This window comes from Kitasatospora sp. NBC_00315, assembly GCF_041435095.1.
In the GTDB taxonomy this organism is placed as follows: domain Bacteria; phylum Actinomycetota; class Actinomycetes; order Streptomycetales; family Streptomycetaceae; genus Kitasatospora.
Genome location: NZ_CP108025.1, coordinates 5796810 through 5818540, shown reverse-complemented (window position 1 = coordinate 5818540; position 21731 = coordinate 5796810). Strand labels below are relative to the sequence as shown.

The following is a 21731-nucleotide window of genomic DNA, read 5'->3' as shown; positions in this document are numbered from 1 at the left end:
CCTCTCTCAGGAAATTCCGAGCTCGTTGTCGATGAAGTCGAAGATGTCGTCGTTGCTGACCGCGGAGATCTGCTCCGCGATGTCCTCACCGGCGGCGGCCGGGCGGCCGCCGAGGGCGCTCAGCAGTGCGGCGAGCCGGTCCACGGCCTGTCCCCGGGTCTCGGCGCCGGGTGCCGTCCGGGCGAACGACGCCTCCAGCCGGTCCAGTTCGGCCAGCAGATCGGGGGCGGCCGGTGGCTCGGGTTCGGCGGGTGCGGGGGCGAGCAGCTCGCGCAGATGGGCTGCCAGGGCGACCGGCGTGGGCTGGTCGAAGACCACCGTGGTGGGCAGCCGGAGCCCGGTGGCGGCGTTCAGCCGGTTGCGCAGCTCGATCGCCCCCAGCGAGTCGAACTCCGAGTCCATGAACCCGGTCCGGGGCCGGATCGACTCGGCGTCCGGGTGGCCCAGCACCGCCGCGGCGGTCGAGCGGACGAGCGCCAGCAGCAGTCGCTGCTGCTCGGCCGGCGGCTTTCCGGCGAGCCGGCGCAGCAGGGCCGCCGGACCGTCGGTCCCGGTCGCCGGGCCGCGCCCGGGCCGGGCCCGGACCAGGCCCCGCAGCACCGGGGCGACGGCCTCCGGCGACGCCCCGGCCAGGTCGAGCCGGGCGGGTGCGAGCACCGCGTGGGGCGAGTCGAGAGCGGCGTCGAAGAGGTCGAGCGCCTGCTCGGTGGTCATCGGGGCCAGGCCCGTCCGGGCCAGCCGCTCGGCCTCGGCCGCGGTCAGCCCCGCCGCCATCCCTCCGGCCTGCGCCCAGTGGCCCCAGGCGAGCGAGACGGCCGGCAGGCCGCGTACCCGGCGGTGCTGGGCGAGCGCGTCCAGCTGGGTGTTGGCGGCGGCGTAGCCGGCCTGGCCCGGGTTGCCGAGCAGACCGACCGCCGAGGAGAAGAGCACGAAGGCGGCGAGATCCAGGTGTTCGGTGGCCCGGTGCAGGGCCAGCGCGCCGTCCACCTTCGGGCGCTCCACCGCCCGCAGCCGCTGTGCGGTGAGCGAGTCGAGGAGGGCGTCGTCCAGGACTCCCGCCGTGTGCACGACGGCGGTCAGCGGGTGTGCGGCGGGCACGGCGGCGACCAGCGCGGCCACCGCCTCCGGGTCGGCGACGTCACCGGCGGTGATCGTCACCTCGGCTCCCAGCGCGGTGAGTTCGGCGGCCAGTTCGGCGGCGCCGGGGGCGGCCGGGCCCTGCCGGCCGGTCAGCAGCAGACGGCGTACGCCGTGCCGGGTGACCAGGCGGCGGGCGACCAGTCGGCCGAGGGTGCCGGTACCGCCGGTGACCAGGACGGTGCCGTCCTCGTCCAGGGCGGCGGGCAGGGTGAGGGCCAGCTTGCCGGTGTGCCGGGCCTGGCTGAGCCGGCGCAGCGCCTGCGGGGCCTGCCGGACGTCCTGGGCGTGCACCGGCAGCGGCCGGACGGCGCCGCTCTCGAACAGGCCGGCCAGCTCCGCGAGGATCCGGGCGATCCGGTCCGGATCCACGTCGAAGAGGTCGAAGGCCAGGTAGGCGGCGCCGTCGTGGTCGGCGGCGACGACCGCCGGATCGCGCTGGTCGGTCTTGCCCATCTCGACGAACCGGCCGCCGGGGGCCAGCAGCCGCAACGAGGCGTCGGTGAACTCCCGTGCCAGCGAGTTCAGCACGACGTCGACGCCGCGCCCGCCGGTGGCCCGGCGGAACCCCTCCTCGAAGTCGAGCGTGCGGGTGGAGGCGATCCGCTCCCGGGTGAGGCCCTGCTCGCGCAGCGTCTCCCACTTGCCGGGGCTCGCCGTGCCGAAGACCTGCGAGCCGCCGTGCCGGGCGAGTTGGACCGCCGCCTGGCCGACGCCGCCGGTCGCGGCGTGCACCAGCAGGCTCTCGCCGGGACGCAGCCCGGCGAGGTCGTACAGGCCGTGGTAGGCGGTGAGGAAGGCGACCGGGACGGTGGCCGCCTGGGCGAAGCTCCAGCCGGCCGGGACGGGGGTCAGCAGGCGGTGGTCGGTGACCGCGACCGGGCCCAGGGTACCCTGGACCAGGCCCATCACCCGGTCGCCGGGGGCGAGGGCGGTGACGCCCGGGCCGGTCTCCAGCACCACGCCGGCGCCCTCGGCGCCGATCCTCGCCCCGCCCGGGTACATCCCCAGCGTGATCAGCACGTCGCGGAAGTTGAGGCCGGCGGCGCGCAGCGCGATCCTGACCTCGCCCGCCGCGAGCGGCCGCCGTGCCTCGGCGGCCGGCAGCAGCCGGAGGCTGTCGAGGCTGCCGGGGGTCTCGGTGTCGAGCCGCCAGGCGGGGGCGCCGGCCGGCGGGGCCAGGCTCTCGCCGGCCCGGATCGCGGCCAGCCGGGGGACGAACAGCTCCTCGTCACGCAGGGCGAGTTGGGGCTCGCCGGTGGCGAGCGCCGCGGGCAGGGCGGCCGCCGCGGCGGCGCCGTCCAGATCGGCCAGCACGAAGCGGTCCGGGTGCTCGATGGCCGCGGCGCGGACCAGGCCCCAGACTCCGGCGGCGGTCGGGTCCGGGATGTCCTCGCCACCGTGGACGGCGACCGCCCGGTGGGTGAGCAGCACCAGCCGGGCCCGGCCGAACCGCTCGTCCGCCGTCCAGGCCCGGAGCAGTGCGAGGGCGTGCTCGGCGTCCGGCACCGGCGCCAGGACGGTCACCGGGCCGGCGGGCAGCGACGCGAGGTCGGCGTGGGCCGAGACGCTCCGGCCGGTGACGGTGGCGATCGCGCCGCGCAGCGGCTCGTCCTCGCCGAGTACGGCCCACGGCCCGTCGGCGGGCCCGGCGGGAGCCGGGGTCCGGGTCGGGGCCTCGGGCAGGGCGAGCGGAGTCCAGTCCGGGCGGTACAGCGAGTCGATCGCCCCGCCGGCGGCCGCCCGCAGGGTGAGGGCGCCGACCGTGGCGACCGGCGCGCCGGTGTCGTCCGTCACCTCCAGGGCGACCGTGTCGGGGCCGTCCGGACGCAGCCGGACCCGCAGGGCGGCGGAGCCGGCCGCGTGCAGGGTCACCTGCTGCCAGGAGAAGGGCAGTTCGAGAGCTTCGGTGTCACGCAGGACGCCGATCACCGCGTGCAGGGCGGAGTCCAGCAGCGCGGGGTGCAGCCCGTACGCGTCGGCCTCGGCGGCCGGGCCCACCTCGGCGTACACCTCCTCGCCGAGCCGCCAGGCGGCGCGCAGGCCCCGGAAGGCCGGGCCGTAGGCGTAGCCCCGGTCGGCCAGCCGGCCGTACAGCTCGCCGGTGTCCACCGGGACGGCCCCGGCCGGCGGCCAGCGCCGCGCTCCCTCGGCCTCGGCGGGCTCCTCGGGCGCCGTGTCCTCGGGCGCCGTGTCCTCGGGCACGGCGGCGGCACCGACGGCGTGCCTGGTCCAGGAACCGTCGCCGTCCACCGGCCGGGAGTGGACCTGGACGGGCCTGCGCCCGGCCTCGTCGGCCGCGCCGACCGAGACCCGGAGCCGGACGCCGCGCGCGGTGAGGGTCAGCGGCGCCTCGATGGTGAGGTCCGCCAGCGCGGCCCGACCGGTGCGGGCCGCCGCGTGCAGGGCGAGCTCGACGAAGGCCGTCCCGGGGAGCAGCGCGGCGCCGCCCACCGCGTGGTCGGCGAGCCACGGGTGCGTGCGCAGGGAGAGCAGCCCGGTGAACAACCACCCTGCCTCGTCCGGCAGTTCGACGGCAGCGGCGAGCAGCGGGTGACCGGCCGACTGCAGGCCGGCAGCGGCCGGCGCGGCCCCCGTTGGCGCGTCCAGCCAGTGCCGCACCCGCCGGAAGGGGTAGGTCGGCAGCGTCACCCGGCGGGCGCCCCGGCCCGCGTGGGCGGCGCTCCAGTCCACCGGTACGCCGTGCACGTGCAGTCGGGCGAGGGCCTCGGTGAAGGTGTCGGCCTCCGGGCGGTCGGGCCGCAGGACGGCGACCGCGGTGCGGGCGGGCCCCTCCGGACGCTCGTCGGAGGTCGCGTCCGGGCGCGCGTCCAGGCTCTCCTCGGCGAGCGCGGTGAGAACGGCGCCGGGCCCGATCTCCAGGTAGGCGCTGACACCGAGGGCGTCCAGTGCGCGGATCCCGTCGTGGAAGCGGACCGCGCCCCGGATGTGTCGCACCCAGTACTCCGGGCTGCGCAGCTGATCGGCGGTGGCCGGCTCGCCGGTGAGGTTGGAGACGACCGGGATGCGGGGCTCGGCGAACTCCAGACCTTCGGCCACGCGCCGGAAGTCGTCCAGCACGGCGTCCATGTGCGGGGAGTGGAAGGCGTGGCTGACCGCGAGGAGCTTGCTGCGGCGGCCCCGCTCGCGCCAGGTGGCGGCGATCCGCCGCACCTCGGCGGCGTCACCGGAGACCACCACGGCGCCCGGGCCGTTCACGGCCGCGACGTCCACCCCGTCGAGCCCGGCCAGCAGCGGCCGCACCTCGGCCTCGCTGCCCTGCAGCGCGGCCATCGCGCCGCCCTCGGGCAGCGCCTGCATCAACCGGCCGCGGGCGGCGACCAGGGTGACCGCGTCCGGCAGCGAGAGCACTCCGGCGAGGTGGGCGGCGGTCAGCTCACCGATGGAGTGCCCGATCAGGTGGTCGGGGCGCACCCCGAAGGACTCCGCGAGCCGGTACAGCGCGACCTGCAGGGTGAACAGCGCCGGCTGGGTGTACGCGGTGGTGTCCAGCAGGGCGGCGAGCGGCGTGCCGGGCTCGGCGAACAGCACCTCGCGCAGCGCCACGTCCAGGCTGCCCGAGGCGTCGAAGAGTTCGGCGGCGGCGTCCAGGGCGCGCGCGAACACCGGGTGGCGGGCGTACAGTTCACGCCCGGCGCCGGGCCGCTGGCTGCCCTGCCCGGAGAGCAGCACGGCGAGCTTGCGGCCGCCTCCGGCCTCACCGCGGACCAGACCGGGGGCCGTCCCGCCCGCGGCGAGCGCGGCCAGCTGGACACGGTCGCCGCCGGCCAGGACCGCGCGGTGGTCGAAGCGGGCCCGGCCGGCGGCCAGCGAATAGCCGATGTCGGCCACCGTCGCCCCGGCGGCGGGACCGGCGTCGAGGTGGGCGAGCAGCCGTGCGGCGGTCTCCCGCAACGCCTGGTCGTCCCGGGCGGAGAGCACCCAGGGCTGCGGCCAGTCGGCCGGATCAGCGGGCGGCGCGGTGACGGCAGCCCCCGGATCAGCGGGCGGCGCGGTGACGGCAGCCCCCGGATCGGCGGGCGGCGCCTGAAGAATCAGGTGCGCGTTGGTGCCGCTGATGCCGAAGGACGAGACGGCGGCCCGGCGGGGGCGTCCGGTCCGGGGCCACTCGGTGGTCCCGGTGAGCAGCGAGACCGTACCGGCCGACCAGTCGACGTGCGGCGAGGGCCGGTCGAGGTGCAGCGTGCCGGGGAGTTCACCGTGTCGCAGGGCCTGGACCAGCTTGATCACACCGGTCACCCCGGCCGCGGCCTGGGTGTGACCGATGTTCGACTTCAGCGAACCGAGCAGCAGCGGCCGCTCCGCCGGACGCCCCGGCCCGTACGCGGCGATCAGGGCCTGGGCCTCGATCGGGTCGCCCAGCGTGGTGCCGGTGCCGTGCGCCTCGACCACGTCCACGTCGGCCGGGGAGAGCCCGGCGGTGGCGAGCGCCTCACGGATCACCCGTTCCTGGGAGGGGCCGTTGGGGGCGGTCAGCCCGTTGGACGCACCGTCCTGGTTGACCGCCGAGCCGACGACCAGGGCGAGCACCGGGTGGCCCAGCCGCCGGGCGTCGGAGAGCCGCTCCAGCAGGACCAGACCCGCGCCCTCGGCCCAGGCGGTGCCGTCGGCGGCGGCCGCGAACGGCTTGCAGCGGCCGTCGGCGGCCAGCCCGCGCTGGCGGCTGAACTCGGTGAACATGCCCGGCCCGGACATCACCGTGGCGCCGCCGGCGAGCGCGAGGTCGCACTCCCCCAGCCGCAGCGAGCGCGCCGCCAGGTGCATCGCCACCAGTGAGGAGGAGCAGGCCGTGTCGACCGTGATGGCCGGGCCCTCCAGCCCGAGGACGTACGCGAGGCGGCCGGAGGCGACACTGGTCAGGCTGCCGGTCAGGGCGTGGCCCTGGTGACCCTCGGCGGTCTCGTGCAGCCGGGGCCCGTAGTCCTGCGGCATCACCCCGACGAACACGCCCGTGCGGCTGCCGCGCAGCTCGGAGGGCGCGATCCCGGCCCGCTCGGTCAGCTCCCAGGCGGACTCCAGCAGCAGCCGCTGCTGCGGATCCATCGCGGCCGACTCGCGCGGGCTCAGCCCGAAGAACGCGCCGTCGAAGCGGTCGGCGTCGTACAGGAAGCCGCCCTGGCGGGTGTAGGAGCTGCCCGGTCGCAGGCCCTGCGGGTCGTACAGGGCGTCGAGATCCCAGCCCCGGTTGTCGGGGAAGCCGCCGATCGCGTCCCTGCCCTCGCGCAGCAGCTCCCAGAGCGCCTCGGGCGTGTCCGCGCCGCCCGGCCAGCGGCCGCTGAGGGCGACGATCGCGATCGGGTCCTCCTCGTCACGCGGCGGGCGAGCGACGGCGGACGCGGCGCCGGGCGACGCGGCGCCGCCGGCCTGCTCGTGCAGGTGAGCCGCCAACGCGCGTGGGGTGGGCCGGTCGTATGTGATGGTGCTGGGCAGCGTGAGACCGGTGGCGGCGGCCAGCCGGTTGCGGAACTCCACGGCGGAGACCGAGTCGAAGCCCAGGTCCTTGAAGGTGAGGTCGGGGTCGACGGCCTCGGCGGAGGCCTGGCCGAGGACGAGCGCGGCGCTGGTCCGGACGCTCTCCAGTACGGCGCTCCCGCTCGAAACGGCCGGCGTGACCGGCGCCCCGGCGCCGCCCCGCTCATTCGTGCCCGCCAGCTCCGTACCCGCGTGGTCCAAACCCGCGTGGTCCGTGTTCGGTTGCGGCAGGCCCGGTTGCGCCACGGCGCCGGCGAGCGGTGTACGGGCGGCGGTGGAGTCGATCCAGAGCCGGCGCCGCTGGAAGGCGTACGTCGGTAGGGCCACCGGCCGGACGCCGGGTCCGTGGGGTTCGGGGCCGTGGAGCTCGGGTCCGAAGAGGTCGGGCCAGTGCACGGCGCCGCCCTGCGCGTACAGTTCGGCGACCGCGCGATGGAACTGCGGCAGGCCGCCGTGGTCCCGCCGCAGGGTGCCCGTCACCGCGGCCGCGCCGTCCAGGATCTGCCCGAGGCCGACCGTCAGCACCGGGTGCGCACTGGCCTCGACGAAGGCCAGGTGGCCGTCGGCGTGGGCGGCCCGGACGGCGCTGCTGAGCTCGACGGTCTGCCGCAGATTGCGGTACCAGTACGCGGGAGTGAGCTCCGTGGTGTCCAGCAGACCACCGGTGACGGTGGAGTAGAAGGCCGTCCGGGCGGCCCGCGGCCGGATCCCGGCGAGCAACACGGGCAGGGTGTCGCGCAGCGGCTCGACCTGCGGCGAGTGCGAGGCGTAGTCGACCGGGACGAGCCGTACCCGTACGCCCGCCTCGCGGTAGCCGGCGAGCAGTTCGTCCAGCGCCGCGCGCTCGCCCGAAACCACCGTGGCCGAGGGGCCGTTGACCGCCGCGATGCCGATCCGTCCCGCCCAGGGCGCCAGGGCGGCCCTGACCTCCGCCTCCGGCAGCGGCACCGAGGCCATCCCGCCCGGGGGCGTCCCACCCGCGCCCGGACCGGCCAGCCCGGCGATGGCCCGGGCCCGCAGCGCGACGACGGCGGCCGCGTCCTCCAGCGAGAGCGCGCCGGACACGTGCGCGGCGGCGATCTCCCCCTGGGAGTGGCCGATCACCGCGTCCGGACGAACCCCGGAGGCTTCCCAGAGCGCGGCGATCGAGACCATCACCGCGAACAGCGCGGGCTGCACCACGTCCACCCGCTCCAGACCGGGCGCACCCGGCCGGCCGAGCAGGACGTCCAGCAGTGACCAGTCGGTGTGCGGCGCGAGCGCGACCTCGCAGGCGCGCAGCTTGTCGGCGAACGCCGGTGCGGTGGCGAACAGTTCGCGTGCCATCGCCTCCCACTGGGAGCCCTGGCCGGGAAAGACGAAGACCGTCCGGCCGCTGCGGTGTGCGGTGCCCTGGACCAGGTTGAGCGCCTGGCCGCCCCGGGCCAGGGCCCGCAGCCCGTCGACCAGTTCGCCGCGCTCGGTTCCGGTGACGACGGCCCGGTGCTCGAACGCCGACCGGCTGGTGGCGAGCGAGCGGCCGAGGCTGACCGGATCCGGGCCGGGCTGCTCCTCCACCAGGGCGAGCAGCCGGGCGGCCTGCGCCCGCAGCGCGGGCGCGCTGCGGGCGGAGACGGGCCAGAGCAGCGGAGCAACGGACGCGCCTGCCTCCGCCGGGGAGGCGGCCGAAGGCGCGGGCACGCCGGCGTCAGCCGCCGGGGAGGCGGCAGACGTCCCGGCCGCCGCGGCGGGCGCCTCGGCGACCACCACGTGCGCGTTGGTGCCCCCGACGCCGAACGAACTGACACCGGCGACCAGCGGCCGGCTCTCGTCCGGCCAGGGACCGGACTCGGTGCGCACCCGCAGGGCGAGCCCCTCGAAGTCGATCGCCGGGTTCGGTGTGACGAAGTTGAGGCTCGCCGGGAGCCGGCGGTGGCGCACGCTCAGCACCGTCTTGAGCAGACCGACGATGCCGGACGCACCCTCCAGGTGACCGACGTTGGTCTTGGCCGAACCGACCAGCAGCGGCCGGCCGGGCTCGCGGCCGGCGCCGAGCGCGGCGCCCAGCGCGGCCGCCTCGATCGGGTCGCCGACCTGGGTGCCGGTGCCGTGCAGTTCGACGTACTGGACGTCGCGGCCCTCCACTCCGGCCCGCTCGACGGCCGCCCGGATCACCGCCGTCTGGGTCCGGCCGCCCGGCACCGTCAGCCCGTCCGTGGCGCCGTCGCTGTTGACCGCGCTGCCCAGCAGCACCGCCTGGACGTCGTCGCCGTCGGCGAGGGCGCGGGCCAGCGGCTTGAGCACCAGCAGCACGCCGCCCTCGCCCCGTACGTAGCCGTTGGCGCGGGCGTCGAAGGTGAAGCAGCGGTGGTCGGGGGACAGCGCGCCGAAGCGGTCGACCGTCAGCGTGCTGTCGGGCGCGAGATTGAGGTTCACCCCGGCGACCAGCGCGACCTCGGACTCACCGCTGCGCAGGCTCTCCAGCGCGAGGTGGACGGCGACCAGGGAGGAGGACTGGGCCGAGTCCACCGTCAGGCTCGGGCCGCGCAGGTCCAGCGTGTAGGAGACCCGGTTCGCGATGATGCCCCGGTTCAGGCCGGTCAGCGAGTGCCGGCCCACGGTGGCCGGAGCCTGGGCGACCAGGGTGGCGTAGTCGCCGCCGATCGAGCCGACGAAGACCCCGGCCCGACGTCCGGCCAGGGTGCGCGGCACGATGCCCGCGTCCTCCAGTGCCTCCCAGGCCAGTTCGAGCACCAGCCGCTGCTGCGGATCGGCGGCGACGGCCTCGGCCGGCGAGATACCGAAGAACTCGGGGTCGAACCGGTCCACGTGGTCGAGGTAGCCGCCGGGGCGGGCCTCCTCGCCCTCGGCGAAGCGGCCTGGCGGAAACGTGCCGACCGCCTCGGCGGCGCCGTCCAGCAGCCGCCAGAAGGAGGCCGTGTCCGGTGCTCCGGGCAGGCGGCAGGCGGATCCGATGACGGCGGTCGCAGTCGCGAGCACGCTCTCGGGCAAGGACGGGTGCAGGTGTTCCTGGCGCGCCATCGTGAGATTCCACCTCTGGGAAAGGGCTTCTTCCGGCGCTCCCCAGTCTTCTGTCGCGCACCTGCGGCGCTAACCCCTAGCGGGCCCCTGCGGGACCCCTAGCCCTGCTGGACCCTGCTAGGGGTCCTGCCCCGGCGACCTGCGCCGGCCCGTCCCGCCGACCGGCCGGCGGCCGGTCGGCGGCGGGACGGCGGCCGGTCGTCATCCGGCCAACTCGCCGCCGAGGTAGGGCGATCGGCGCAGATCCAGCCGCCGCCGGACGCCGAGCTTGCGGTAGACCCGGGTCAGGTGCTGCTCGACCGTGCTCACCGTGATGTACAGCTTGCGCGCGATCTCCCGGTTGGTGAGCCCGTGCACGGCCAGTTCGGCGACCCGCCGTTCGGCGTCACTCAGCAGTTCGGCGTCACCGAGCCGGTCACCGTCACCGAGCGGTCCGCCGTCGCGGAGGTGGCCGCCGTCCCGGAGGTGGCCGACGCCGCCGGGGTGACCTACGCCCGCGCCGGGGTGGCCTGCGCCGCCGAGACGGTCGGTGGCCGTCCCCGGCCGGTCGGTCCCCGTCCCCGGCCGCTCGGGCGAGGCCCCGGACGGGAGCGGCGTCGGCGGTTGGGCGGGCACCGCGCGCGGGCGCGGAACGGCGGCACGCACGTCGTGCGACAGCCCCGGCCGGGCCCTCCGCTCGGCCAGCCGGGCCCGGGCCGGGTCGCCCTGCGCCTGGTGGACGGCGCCCAGCTCACCCAGTACGGCGGAGAACTGGACGTGGTCGCCGGCCCGCTCCAGGGCGTCGGCGGCGCGTTCCAGCAGACCGGCCCGCTCCGTCGGCTCCCCCGCCGCCGCGCGGACCCGCAGCGCCATCCCGCGGACCCGGGCATGACCGCCCGGACCCAGCGCGGCAAGCTGCCGCTCGGCCAGGGCGATAGCCGACTGCCTTCGCCCCAGGGCCAGTTCGGCCTGCGCCGCACCGACCCGCCAGGGCACGATCCCGGGCAGGTGGTCCACGTCCCAGCGCGCCATCGTCTCGCCGCAGGCCCGGAAGTCGGCGAGGGCCTCCGGGATCCGGCCGACGGCCAGCAGGTGGCCGCCCCTGGCGTACCGGTAGTGCAGGCCGGCCGGCGTCCGGTCCATCTCGTCCGGGACGGCGAGGGCGAGGTAGCGCGCGGCGTCCTCGTGCCGTCCGAGCGCGGTCCGGACGGAGATGAGGGTGGACAGCGGGTAGCCCACCGCGACACCCCACCCCTCGGGACGGATCCGGGCGAACGCGGCCCGGGAGGCCTCCTCGGCGGTCCGCAGGTCGCCCTGCCGCAGGGCGGTCTCGGCCCGCAGCGCCGAGAACAGCGCGTGCCAGGTCGAACTGCAGTTGGCCGCGGTACGGGCCGCGATCGGCTCGCACCAGCGGGCCGCACGGTCCGCGCGGTCCGCGTACACCAGTACCGTCAGCGCGGAGGTCAGCGACTCCACCGAGGAGCCGCCCAGCCGGCCGTCGCGCAGGATCCGCTCCGCGCTGAGCACCGACTCCTCCGGGGGCAGCCCGGCCAGCAGGCCGCCCAGGACCGCCAGTCCGTCCTCGCCGCAGAACCGCGCGGACGGCACGGGCGCCGGCTGCGGGAAGAGCGAGCGGAACCAGTAGCCGAGCCAGGAGCGCAGCTCGCGCAGTCCCTCCGGCTCGTCGCCGGGCGGCTGCTCCGCCTCGAAGCGCTCCAGCGCGGCGGTGCCCTCCGCCACCCGTCCGTGCCAGAACAGGTACCGCACCGCCTTCAGTTGACGTCGCACCTGCGCTTCGCCGGAGTCCGCCCCGGTGCCCGGCAACCAGGGCACGCAGTGGATCTCCACCGGCTCGTCGGACCGAGCCGGAAGGTCCGAGGCCGGCAGGGCCGGCGACCGGAGTTCCAGGGTCGACGGTCCCGGACCCGTGAACCCATCGGTCGTGAAGCCCGTGGGCGTGAAGCCAGCGGGCGCGAACCCAGCGGGCGTGAGGCCAGCGGGCGTGAAGCCCGGAGTCGTCGGCTCCGCACCCGTCGCCCCCGGGGACGGGGCCAGGGCCGGAGCCGCGTCCGGCGTCGGCACACCTGCCACGGCACCTGTCACGGAAGTTGCCACGGGACCTGCCACGGCACCTGTCCGCGGAAGTCCCCACTGCGGCTGCAACGGCTGCAGCAGCTCCTCGGCCCACCCGTCCGTCCCACCGGGATCGCAGTCGCTGAGCACTTCCTCCAGCGCCTGCCCGAGCGCCGCTCCGAGGCCGGTCGCCGGGGTCGCCTGCACCGCCCACGGCGCCCGGACGTGTCCCTCCGCCGCGCGCAACTGCTCGGTGACCCGCTCGGCCGGCGCGCCGCCGGCCCGCAGCAGTTGGGCGGCCCGGCGGTGCAGTGCCGCCAGTTCCTCCGGCTTCATCGCGGCCAGGAGGTCCCCGCCGCCCGTCGGGTGCCGGAACCCGCCCTCGTGGAACAGCCCTGCGGCATGCAGCAGATAGGCCGCCCGGGAGAGCGACTGCGGTGCGAGCAGCAGGAGTTCGGCCAGGAGTTCGGGCTCGGACGGACGACCCAGCACCGCCACTCCCCGGGCGCAGCGCAGCGCCAGCGGGTCCATCCGGTGCAGGCAGTTCATCAGCCCCCGCCGGTAGTTCTCCCCGGCCACCAGCTCCTGCCGGGCCCGCCCCGGCTCCTGGTCCTCCAGCAGCGCCCGGACCAGCAGCGGATTGCCTCCGGTGAGCGCGTGCGCCTCGGCCGTCAGCCGCAGGGCCGCGTCCGCGCCGAACCACTCCCGGAGCAGCTCGGAGACCAGGCCGGCGGAGAGCAGGCCGAGCCGTACCCGCTCGTGGTGCGGCTGTCTGGCCAGCTCGACCTCGAAGAACGGGTTGGGCGGTGTCATCGTCTCGCGGGAGCTGAGCACGGTCAGCACCCGGGCGGTCCTGGTGCGCCGCACCAGGTAGAGCAGGAACTCCAGCGACTGCACGTCCGCGTCCTGCCGGTCGTCGACCGCCAGCAGCAGCGGGACCCGCTCGGCGAGCCGCAGCACGATCGAGCAGAGGCCGTGCAGCGCCTGCGGGGTGAGCCGCGCGCCGCTGTCCCCCGCGGGGGCCTCGACACCGGCCTCCAGGAGTCGCGCCACCTCGGCATCGGTGGCCGGGTCCAGGCCCGCGCTCTGGAAGAGCTGCCGGACGATCCCGAACGGGAAGTCCTTCTCCAGCGGAGAGCCCGCCGCGGCGAGCACCCGGACGCCGTGGTCGGCCGCGGCGTCCGAGAACACGTGCAGCAGTTCGGTTCGGCCCGTCCCCACGGCACCGTTGAGGGCGACGACACCGCCCTGGCCCCGCAGGCAGCGGTCCAGCGCATGGCGCAGCAGCCGGAACTCGACGTCACGGCCGGAGGGTTCGGATCGGTGGACAAGACGCGCGGCACGCGCGGTGGACGTGAGCATCCGCTCTCCTGGAGCAGGGCGCACGACCGGGCCGCGCAACGCTGCGCTACCCGTCGTACGAGAGGCCGGAAAAGAGGAGCGTCAGCGGTTGCGGAACAGGAACCCCGACGCACGAACCGAACCGCGACCCCGCACTGGGGTCCGGCCGAACGACCTCAACGACAGAGCGAGCTGGCACTGCGGACGAGGTCGACAGCCAGCCTGGCCACCAGCCTGAGCCGAACGGCATTGCTGCCGTGCACGCGCTGCATGGCCGTCTCCATTCCCCGTCACCCGGGGCATCTGTGCTTGCGACATGACACCCATGTCGCCCGGCTTATCCCCGGCGGCACCCCGCCACAGTGGAGGGTTGCCAGTCAGCCGGCCGGGGCCCAAAGCTGACATTCTTCGCCGCTCCGAGTGTACGAACGCCCGATCGGCCCCGTCAATCGAGCTTCGGTGACTCTTCGTCACACCGGTCGGCACCCGGGAGCGAGCCGTCGGCCACGGTCGCGGCCACCCGGAGCCGGTCGACCCCGCCTCAGCCGGTGCTCCCGTCGACGCCCGGCACACCGACCCGGACGCCAAACCGAACGTCACCCACCCCGGACGTCATCCGCCCCGGACGTCAGCTCGGACGTCATCGGTGATGAGCTCGACCGCCTCCCGCCGGGAGTCGACGGTACGCGCGTGCCAGTGCTGCAGGACCGGGTCCGCGAACGCCGACACCATGGCGTCGGCATCCGCCTCGGCCCACGGCCGCAGGAGCAGGCCGCCGGCCGACAGCACCGGCTGACCGGCCCTGCCGAGCGAGCCGACGGGCACGACGGGAGCGGTGAGACGTGGCATACCGGCATTCGACCACACGGGCGTCGGTACGGACATCGCCGGTCGGCATGCGCCCGGGACGGACGGCGCCGCTCCGGCCGCCGACGCGCCTACTCGGACTCGCCGAGCCCGTAGGCGACCTCGGCGATACCCGCCTCGCGACCGGCCTCGTACACCTCACGGACGAACGCGACCGCCGCAGCCTGATCGAGGTCCCGGGTGAGCCTCATCAGCTGTTCGACGTAGGTGGCCAGCCACTGCTCCGGAGTCTCCATGGCCCCATCCGACCGCGCCCCGAGCGCCGCCGCACCCCGTGCGGGGCCGATCAGGCGCCCGTACCGACGCACGCGCCCACGGGTCGGCCGTACGACCGGCTGCCCGCGTCGGGGCGGCCGACCGACGTCGGCCGTCGCAGTCCTTCCGTCGTAGTCCTCGGGCCGCTAACGCAACATGTCCGCGACCCCGGTGCGGGGATCCACCGCTACCTGAAGCGGGATCCAGGAACGATCCCAGCCGGTGTCGGTGCCCTCGCGCGGCCTGAACCGGAAGGTCAGGTGCGGTAGCACCCCGCTCGGCGTCCGCACCGGTGACAGCACCGGGCCGGACACCTCCCAGTCCTCGATGCGGTTCCTCCCGCTCTCCACGAATCTGGCTACGGCAAGGCCCCGGGCCGTTTCATGATCCATGGGCGGATCATGATCGACCGGCAGGCCGCCTGTCCACCGGTTCTGCCGCCCCCAGGAGCGTCTCCCGGCCGAACGCCGTCCACCACCCACCGGCCGCAGGCGCCGACCGCTCGGCTCGCCGCGTTCCCACCGATCCGTGCGTGGGCATACTGACTCCGTGTCGGGCGGGCGCGCAGGAGGGGGCGATATGACCGACCTGGTGGTCAAGCTGTGGCAAGTGCCGGGCAGGGAACGGCTCTACGTGAACAGACCAGGTGCCCGTGGCGCCTCGGTGGCCTGGCTGGACTGCAGGACAGGGGTGGTCACGGTCCACACTCCGCAACTGGAGGCCGCCGCCCTGGCCACCATCGAGGACTGGTGCGGATCCTCCGGCCGCCATGTACCACCACGAGCCGTCCAACGCCGGGCGGAGAGCCGCCCGCGCGCGACGGCGGACACGCCCCGGGTACCGCAGCCCCGGGTACCACGGCCCCGGGCACCACAGCCTCGGACAGCGCTGCCCCTCCTACCTCCCATGAGCGACGAGGACGACCTGGCACGCAACCTCCCCGGCGCCGGCCTGGAACGCCTGGTCCGCGAGGGTGAGGCGAGATACAAGCCACTGGTCCGGCTCGCCGCCAGGATCTCCCGGCAGCGGCTCGGGGACACGAGCACCCTCCGAGGACTGGAGGGTGAACAGATCGTGGGCGCCCGCCTGGAGTCACTGAAGGCCGCCGGCTGGAACGTCCTGCACGGAGTACCGCTGCCGTCCGGATCGGACATCGACCACGTGGTGATCGGCCCGCCGGGTGTCTTCACCGTCAACTCCAAGCACCACCCCGGCGCCACCGTCTGGGTCGGCGACGAGGTCGTGAAGGTCAACCGCAACGGCTTCCCCTACCTGCAGAACTCCGAGTTCGAGGCGACCCGCACCGCTGCCCTGCTGACCGAGTGGTGCGGCTTCGACGTCCCCGTCCACCCCGTCATCGCCATCGTCGGCGCACAGAAGATCATACTCGGGGTGACACCCGAAGTGACGGTCATCGACGGCCGCCAGATCGCCACCGCCCTCCCCTGCCGCCCGACGGAACTGTCCCCCGCCCGAGTGGACCGGATCTTCACCGTCGCCCGCCACCGCCACGTCTGGACCCACCTGGGCAAGCGCCGCAGCAAGCCCCGCTGACAGGGGGCCGCCGGCGACATCCGGCACCGGGACGGCACAGCCCGGCTGCCCACTCCCCCGCACCCGCCCCCGCACCCGCCCACTCCCCCGCCCCCGGGACGACAGAGGGCCAGTTCGTGAGGATCATGCCTCCGAACTGGCCCTTCGTGCTGGCGACCGTGGATCGCCGGATGTGGGCGCGGACGGTTTCGAACCGCCGACATCTGCTTTGTAAGAGCAGCGCTCTACCACTGAGCTACGCGCCCCCCGTCGCAGCCCGGGGGCACGACGAGAGGCAAGCCTACCCGCTCCGGCGGGGCGTCCGGTGCAGGTGGCCGAGGAGTGGGACGGGCCCGGGGCGGGCGCGAGGATCGCGGTGGGACGGGAATGGGGCCACGGGGGTGCCGGTAGGTGTGGCCGATCGGGAAGAATGGGTGGTGGATCAGCTGCCGGGCGGCCCGATGGGGTGTCCGGCGGCTCGGACGGCGGAGCAGGGAGCGCAGTGTGAGGGTGGCCGGCGGGAGCGGGCGGGCGCGGGGGCGCCTCGGGGGCGCGGCGGCCAGGGCGGGCGCGGCGGTCGAGGTGCTGGTGTTGCCGCTGGTGGTGGCCGGGGTGCTGGGGACGGCCGGGGTGGCGTCGTTCGGTGGTGCGGGGGGCGGCCGGGGCAGCTGGTGGCGGCGGGGTGATGCCGTGCGGGCCGATGCCCGGGGTGCGCGGGACGCGGCGCAGGAGGCGTTCTACGAGCTGGACTCGACACAGCGCGACGTGCGGCTGGCGGTGGAGACCGTCCGAGCGTCGGAGGACGGTGCGGCGGTCCGGCAGGCCCTGGCGGACTTCCAGCAGGTGACGGAGCGGGTCGACCAGGTCACGGTGAACTACCTGGCCGCGCTGGACGCGCAGGATCTGGACGCCGAGGAGCTGGAGTCGGGCGCGGCCACCCGGGCCCGGCGCCGGCTGGAGGACGTGACGGGGCAGCTCGGGTCCGCGAAGACGGATCTGGAGGGCTTCCTCCAGCGGCTCCAGCCAGTGCTGCAGCGCGCCGAGTCGCAGTTGATGCAGGTGGCCCCGGCGGTGGAGAAGGCCAAGCGTGCGCTGTTGGCGGCGACCACCGCGCTGGACGCCGTCCGGGCGGCGGGGCTGAAGGCGGACGATCTGGCGGCGCAGCTGGCGGAGCTGGCCCCGGAGCTGACCCGGCTGAACGAGGGGGCTTCGAAGCACGGGGTGGCGCCGACGCTGAAGCGGGCGCAGGACGTGGCCCGGCGGGCGGAGGCGGTCGCCGCGTCGGCCGGGCAGTTGCCGGAGCGGGCCGGGGAGATCGACCGGCGGGTGGCCAGTCTGCGGACCAGGATCCAGGCGCTGGAGACCAAGTCCGGCACGGTGGAACCCGCCCTGAGTGAGCTCAGGCGGCGGTTCAGCGCGGCCTGCTGGCAAGACCTCGGGCGGGTGTCGGAGCAGGTCGCGGAGGCGGTGCGGGCTTCGCAGCAGAAGCTGGCCGAGGCCGCGCGGGCGCGCGACGAACAGCGCTGGGCGGATGCGACGGGGGCGATCGGGACGGTGCGGGCGCTGCTGGAGACGGCGGACGGTTCGGTCGCGGCGGTCAACGAGCGGCTGCGGCAGCTGAACGAGGTGGAGCACGACCCGACCAAGGAGATCGAGCGGACCCGCTTCGCCCTGCGGGACGCCCAGCGGCTGGCGATGGCGGGGCGGCAGGCGCCGGACCCTCGGCACGCGGGGCCGCTGGACGCCGCCGTCGGGCGCCTCGACCAGGCGGTGGCCGCACTGGAGGCCGCCGGACGCCACCCGGACTACTGGCACTTCCTGACCGAGCTGGCGGCGGTACGGGCGACGGCGGCCCAGGTGGTGTCGCTGATCCGCGGCGATCTCGGCACCGGCCACCACTGAGCGGACGCCGCACCGCGCGGTCACCGGTACCCGACCGGCACACACCCGGACGAGACCGACCACCGCACCCCGCGGCACCGCCGCGAGCACCACACCGCCGGCCCCCACACCGCCGGCCCCCGGGCCGCGGCCCCCTGGCGTGGCGGCGGCGGCCCGGTACGCTGCCGGGTATGCCTCGTTACGATTTCCGCTGCCGGTCCTGCGGTGCCACCTTCGAGCTGCGCCGCGCGATGGCGCAGGCCAACGACCCCGCGGTGTGCCCGCAGGGCCACCCCGACACCGTCAAGCTGCTGTCCACCGTCGCCGTCACGGGTGTCGGCGGCGGCGCCGCACCGCAGCAGGCGCCCGGCGGCGGTGGCGGCTGCTGCGGTGGCGGCTGCTGCGGGTAGCGGCAGCGGCTATCGGGCCGGTACCGCCCCCGGGCGGGCGCTGCCGGCCCGGACCCGGCCGAGGATCTGCCGGACGATCTCCTCGCCGGCCGCCACCCCGATCTGGGTGAGCGCGGTGACGCCCGGCGCCGTCCAGCCGGAGTCGGCGAGTTCGCCGTGTCCGGGGCGCCAGCCCGCGTCGGCGGCGAGCAGCAGTTCCGCGTCGAGCAGGGAGTCACCGGCCGAGAGGACGGTGGCCCCGCCGATCCGGCGTTCCACCTCCGCGAGGGCCTCGCTCTTGCTGAGCGGGGCCGGCACGGCGTAGACCTTGCGGCCCTGGAGGGAGACCGTCCAGCCGCGCTCGGCGCACCAGCCGGTGAGCTCGTCGATCCACCCGGCGGGCAGCTCGGCGCGCTCGACGACCAGGTAGGCGAAGAGGTCCTCGGCGACCCGGCGCTTGTGGGTCCACTCGGGGTCGGCCGACAGGGCGAGGTGTTCGACCACCTCGCGCAGCGGCGCGGAGGCGGCGTCCAGCCGACTGCGGACCTCCGCCTGCCAGTCGGTGTCCGGCACGCCGCCGACCAGGATCTGGCCGCCGTTGCTGCAGATCGCGTACTGCGGGACCCAACCGGGCGTCGGACCGGGCAGGTTGACCCGCTCGTACTGGGTGCGGGTGCGGGTGGTGGCGGGCACGAAGACGGCCGCCTGGACGAGTTCGACGAGCAGTTCGGCGGCCTGCTCGGTCATGAAGGAGAGCGCCTTGCCGTCGTGCACCTCCACCGAGAGCAGCCGTGGCGCGAGCCGGTCGGGGACGTCCAGGGCGAGCGCGCGGTTGGAGTAGATCAGCGTGCGGTCGAGGTCGCTGGCGACCAGGAACTTCCGTTCGGTGCCCGTCCGGTCGGTACTCATCAGGCTTCAGGACTCCTTGGTCAGGACGGCGGTGCCGGCTTCGCCGACGGCACCTCGGCTGTAACGGGGGTGGATCAGGCCGACGCAGGAGTAGGGCAGGTCGTCGACCTCCTCGACCGGGACGCCGCGCTGGGCGGCGAGCAGTCGGACGTGGTCGAGGTCGGCGCCGGCGCCGCGTCGGGCGAGCACCCGCCAGGGCACCCGGCGGAGCATGACCCGGGTGGTCTCGCCGACGCCGGGCTTGACCAGGTTGACGTTGTCGATGCCGTACTCGGTGCTGATCCGCTCCACGGCGGCCCAGCCCTCCCAGGACGGCGTGCGGTCCTCGTCGGCCAGCCGGTCGGCGGCGGCGAGCGCCTCCTCGCGGACGGCGGCGAAGTGGTCGGCGACGGTCTCCAGGAACGAGTTGGAGACGTCCGCGCCGGCCAGCTCGGCGTAGTGCTTGGCACCGTGGAAGTCGTCCGGCCCGATCAGGTCGTCGCGCAGGACGGTACGTGAGATCAGGCCGGAGACAGTGGAGTTGAGGCAGGCGGAGGGGATCAGGAAGTCGTCCCGGGTGCCGTAGGTGCGGACGCAGCCGCCGGGGTCGGCGAGGACGGCGAGGTCGGGGTTGAAGCCGGTGCCGGCCAGTGCCTCGGCGAGTTCGCGGGTGATCGCGCCCTTGCCCGTCCAGCCGTCGACGAACACCACGTCGGCGGCCTCGTGGTGGGCCGCGAGATAGCGCAGGGCGACCGGGTCGATGCCGCGACCGCGCACGATCGAGACGGCGTAGTGCGGGGTGTCCAGCTCGTGGGCGAAGGCCAGCCAGCGGCGGATCAGGATGCCGACGGGCGTGCCGGCGCGGGCCAGGGAGGCGAGCACCAGACCCCGGCCGCGCTCGCGCAGCAGGGTTTCGGCCACCGTACCGACGGCGAGTGCGATCCGGGCCGCGGAGGTGCGCAGGGCCTGGTGGAACAGCTCCTGGTACTCGGGGCTGGGCTGGTACTCCACCGGCAGGGACTCGGCGTAGTGGGCGCCGCCGCTCTGCACGGCCTCCTCCCGCTCCTCGGTCGGCGCCTCGAGCGCCACCTCGGAGAGGTCGGTGAGCAGCCAGGTGACGTCGGCTGCGGCGTAGGAGGAGAACTCTGGTCCGTACAGCGGGCGCGGGGTGGTCGCGGTGCTGGGAGGCATCGTGGTCATGCTCGCCTTCGGTGTGGTGCGCGGCTGATGTTCGAACGAGTGCACGAGTCGGTCCGTTCCCCGGCTCACGCGGTGGTGGTGGCGGCGGTCGGATCGGTGACGGGGCGACCGGGCCCGGCGGGACGGGTGGGGCGGTGGGAGGGCAGAACGGCCAGCACGACGTGGTCGGTGACCCGGCGCAACTGCCGGAGCAGCGCGGTTTCGCCCTCGTGCAGGGCGGGGGTGTCGGCGAGGTCGTCCACGACCAGCACGATCGCGTCGAAGCGGCGGGCCGGGTCGGCACCGGGAGCGACGTTGTACGCGTAGCGCTCGCGCGAACCCTCGTCGGCCGGGTCGTCGTGCGCGGGGAAGACCAGCCGGGTGCGGATCGCGTAGCCGGGGTCGTCCACGGCCAGGACCGGGGAGCGGGTGGTGGTGGAGAAGCGCACGACGTCCTCGCCGAGCTGCTCCGCGAGCTGCTCCGCGAGGCGCAGCGGGGCGTACATCAGCTCCTCGAAGCCGAGGACCAGGACCCGCCGGGCTCCGGCGCGGCCACCGCCCGCCAGCGCCTCGGCCAGCCCGGCGGCCAGCGCCGGGAGCGCGTGGTCGAGCCGGGCGCGGTGCTCGGCGGTGAAACCGTGCCGGCCGCCGTCCGGCACGCCGGCCGGCCAGGCCGGTTCGACGCGGGTCAGCGGGGCGGGCGTGACGTCCGGCAGCGGGGCGGCGGGGGCGGCGTCGGCGATCAGTCGCTGGGCGCGCGGCAGGACGTCGGCGGGCAGCTCGACGCCGCCGACGGCGGTGGCGACCAGGTCGAGCCGGGCGCCGAGTTCGGCGGCCACCCCGGCGAGGCGCGCACGGTCGGCATCACCGCGCAGGTCGACCAGCGCGACCACCACGTAGTGGTCGCGCGGGTGGCCCGCGTGCAGGGCCCGGATGGTGTTGAGGACGGTGTTGCCGGTGGAGAACTCGTCGTCGACCAGGACCAGCGGGCCGTCGCCGGCCAGCATCCCCGGGTCGGCCGGCAGCAGCAGGTGCGAGGTGGCGTGCGAGTGTTCCTCCTCGAAGCCGCCGACCGGGGCGACGCCCTCGACCGGGCGGCGGGTGGAGTGCAGGTACGGCGCCCCGAGGCCGTCGGCGACGCTGTGGCCGAGGCCGGTGGCGGTCTCCGCGTAGCCGAGCACCACGGCCCGCGCGGTGGCCTGCTCGCCGAGCAGCTCACGTACCCGGTGGCCCAGCTCCAGGCCGACGCCGTGGACGACGGCCGGGCGCTGCGGGATGTGCTTGCCGAGCACGTGGGAGACGAGCAGGTGGGCCCGCTTCGTGTTCTCGCGCAGGGCGAGGCCGACCAGCTCGGGCAGCCGGTCCGATCCGGTCAGGGCGATGCCGAGCCGTTCGGCGACCCAGCGGCCCGTCCAGGGGGCCCGGGCGGCGGGGGCGGCCGCCGGGGTGCCCCCGGGGAGTCCTGCGGGCCGGGTCGCGGCTTCCTGTGCTGTCACTGCTCCTGCTTCCGTGCGTACTGCGGTAGGTGCTTCGGTACTGGTCTGGTCTGGTCTGGCCCGGCCTGGTCGTCCGGTCTGACCGGGTCGGCCCGGGTCGGCCCGGGCGGTCCGCCCGCGACGCCGAACCCGTGCGCGCCGGCCGAGCGCTCCGGCCCCGGCTGCGCGGAGCTTGCACTGCCGGGCGGAGCCCGGCCGC

At 75.6% G+C, this 21731-nt stretch carries 10 protein-coding genes, 1 tRNA gene, 1 pseudogene and 1 riboswitch; of the genes and pseudogenes, 3 read left to right on the top strand and 9 right to left on the bottom strand.

Annotated elements, in window-relative coordinates; genetic code table 11:
- Positions 1 to 6 precede the first annotated feature (6 nt).
- The 5 genes from OG823_RS24210 to OG823_RS24190 all read right to left on the bottom strand — a co-directional run bounded on the left by OG823_RS24210 (position 7) and on the right by OG823_RS24190 (position 14147).
- Positions 7 to 9651 carry an SDR family NAD(P)-dependent oxidoreductase gene (locus OG823_RS24210; protein ID WP_371481789.1) on the bottom strand — a complete coding sequence of 3215 codons (9645 nt, stop codon included), beginning with the start codon at positions 9649 to 9651 and terminating at the stop codon, positions 7 to 9.
- Between the two features lie 201 nt (positions 9652 to 9852).
- Positions 9853 to 13065, bottom strand: coding sequence for an AAA family ATPase (locus tag OG823_RS24205; protein WP_371481787.1), 3213 nt, complete (start codon positions 13063 to 13065; stop codon positions 9853 to 9855).
- Positions 13066 to 13220: 155 nt separating this feature from the next.
- Entirely contained in the window at positions 13221 to 13316 is a 96-nt protein-coding gene (locus OG823_RS24200) for a putative leader peptide (RefSeq protein ID WP_371481785.1), read from the bottom strand.
- A 28-nt stretch (positions 13317 to 13344) separates the two neighbouring features.
- Positions 13345 to 13457: riboswitch (SAM riboswitch) on the bottom strand.
- A gap of 199 nt (positions 13458 to 13656) precedes the next feature.
- Complete coding sequence (locus tag OG823_RS24195; protein ID WP_371481784.1) at positions 13657 to 13893, bottom strand: hypothetical protein; 237 nt, start codon at positions 13891 to 13893, stop codon at positions 13657 to 13659.
- A gap of 89 nt (positions 13894 to 13982) precedes the next feature.
- Complete coding sequence (locus OG823_RS24190) at positions 13983 to 14147, bottom strand: hypothetical protein (RefSeq protein WP_371481782.1); 165 nt, start codon at positions 14145 to 14147, stop codon at positions 13983 to 13985.
- Positions 14148 to 15072: 925 nt separating this feature from the next.
- Between OG823_RS24190 and OG823_RS24185 the strand changes: the two genes are divergently transcribed.
- Entirely contained in the window at positions 15073 to 15720 is a 648-nt protein-coding gene (locus OG823_RS24185; protein WP_371481780.1) for a nuclease-related domain-containing protein, read from the top strand.
- A 173-nt stretch (positions 15721 to 15893) separates the two neighbouring features.
- Here OG823_RS24185 and OG823_RS24180 read toward each other — a convergent pair.
- A tRNA-Val gene (locus tag OG823_RS24180) sits at positions 15894 to 15965 on the bottom strand.
- A 238-nt stretch (positions 15966 to 16203) separates the two neighbouring features.
- On the opposite strand from OG823_RS24180, the gene OG823_RS24175 reads away from it, so the two are divergent.
- Together OG823_RS24175 and OG823_RS24170 are read left to right on the top strand one after the other, a co-directional pair.
- Entirely contained in the window at positions 16204 to 17601 is a 1398-nt protein-coding gene (locus OG823_RS24175) for a hypothetical protein (RefSeq protein WP_371481778.1), read from the top strand.
- A 170-nt stretch (positions 17602 to 17771) separates the two neighbouring features.
- Positions 17772 to 17990: a zinc ribbon domain-containing protein gene (locus OG823_RS24170; RefSeq protein ID WP_371481777.1), complete on the top strand. Its 219-nt coding sequence runs from the start codon at positions 17772 to 17774 to the stop codon at positions 17988 to 17990.
- 9 nt (positions 17991 to 17999) lie between these two features.
- Here the strand turns inward: OG823_RS24170 and OG823_RS24165 are convergent, their stop codons facing one another.
- The 3 genes and pseudogenes from OG823_RS24165 to OG823_RS24155 all read right to left on the bottom strand — a co-directional run.
- A complete protein-coding gene (locus tag OG823_RS24165) occupies positions 18000 to 18878 on the bottom strand; it encodes an HAD family hydrolase (protein WP_371481775.1) in 879 nt (292 codons plus the stop codon).
- Between the two features lie 6 nt (positions 18879 to 18884).
- A complete protein-coding gene (locus tag OG823_RS24160; protein ID WP_371484636.1) occupies positions 18885 to 20708 on the bottom strand; it encodes a cysteine protease StiP family protein in 1824 nt (607 codons plus the stop codon).
- 176 nt (positions 20709 to 20884) lie between these two features.
- Positions 20885 to 21328 (bottom strand): annotated as a pseudogene (locus OG823_RS24155) (phosphoribosyltransferase domain-containing protein); the annotation flags it as partial.
- Positions 21329 to 21731 lie beyond the last annotated feature (403 nt).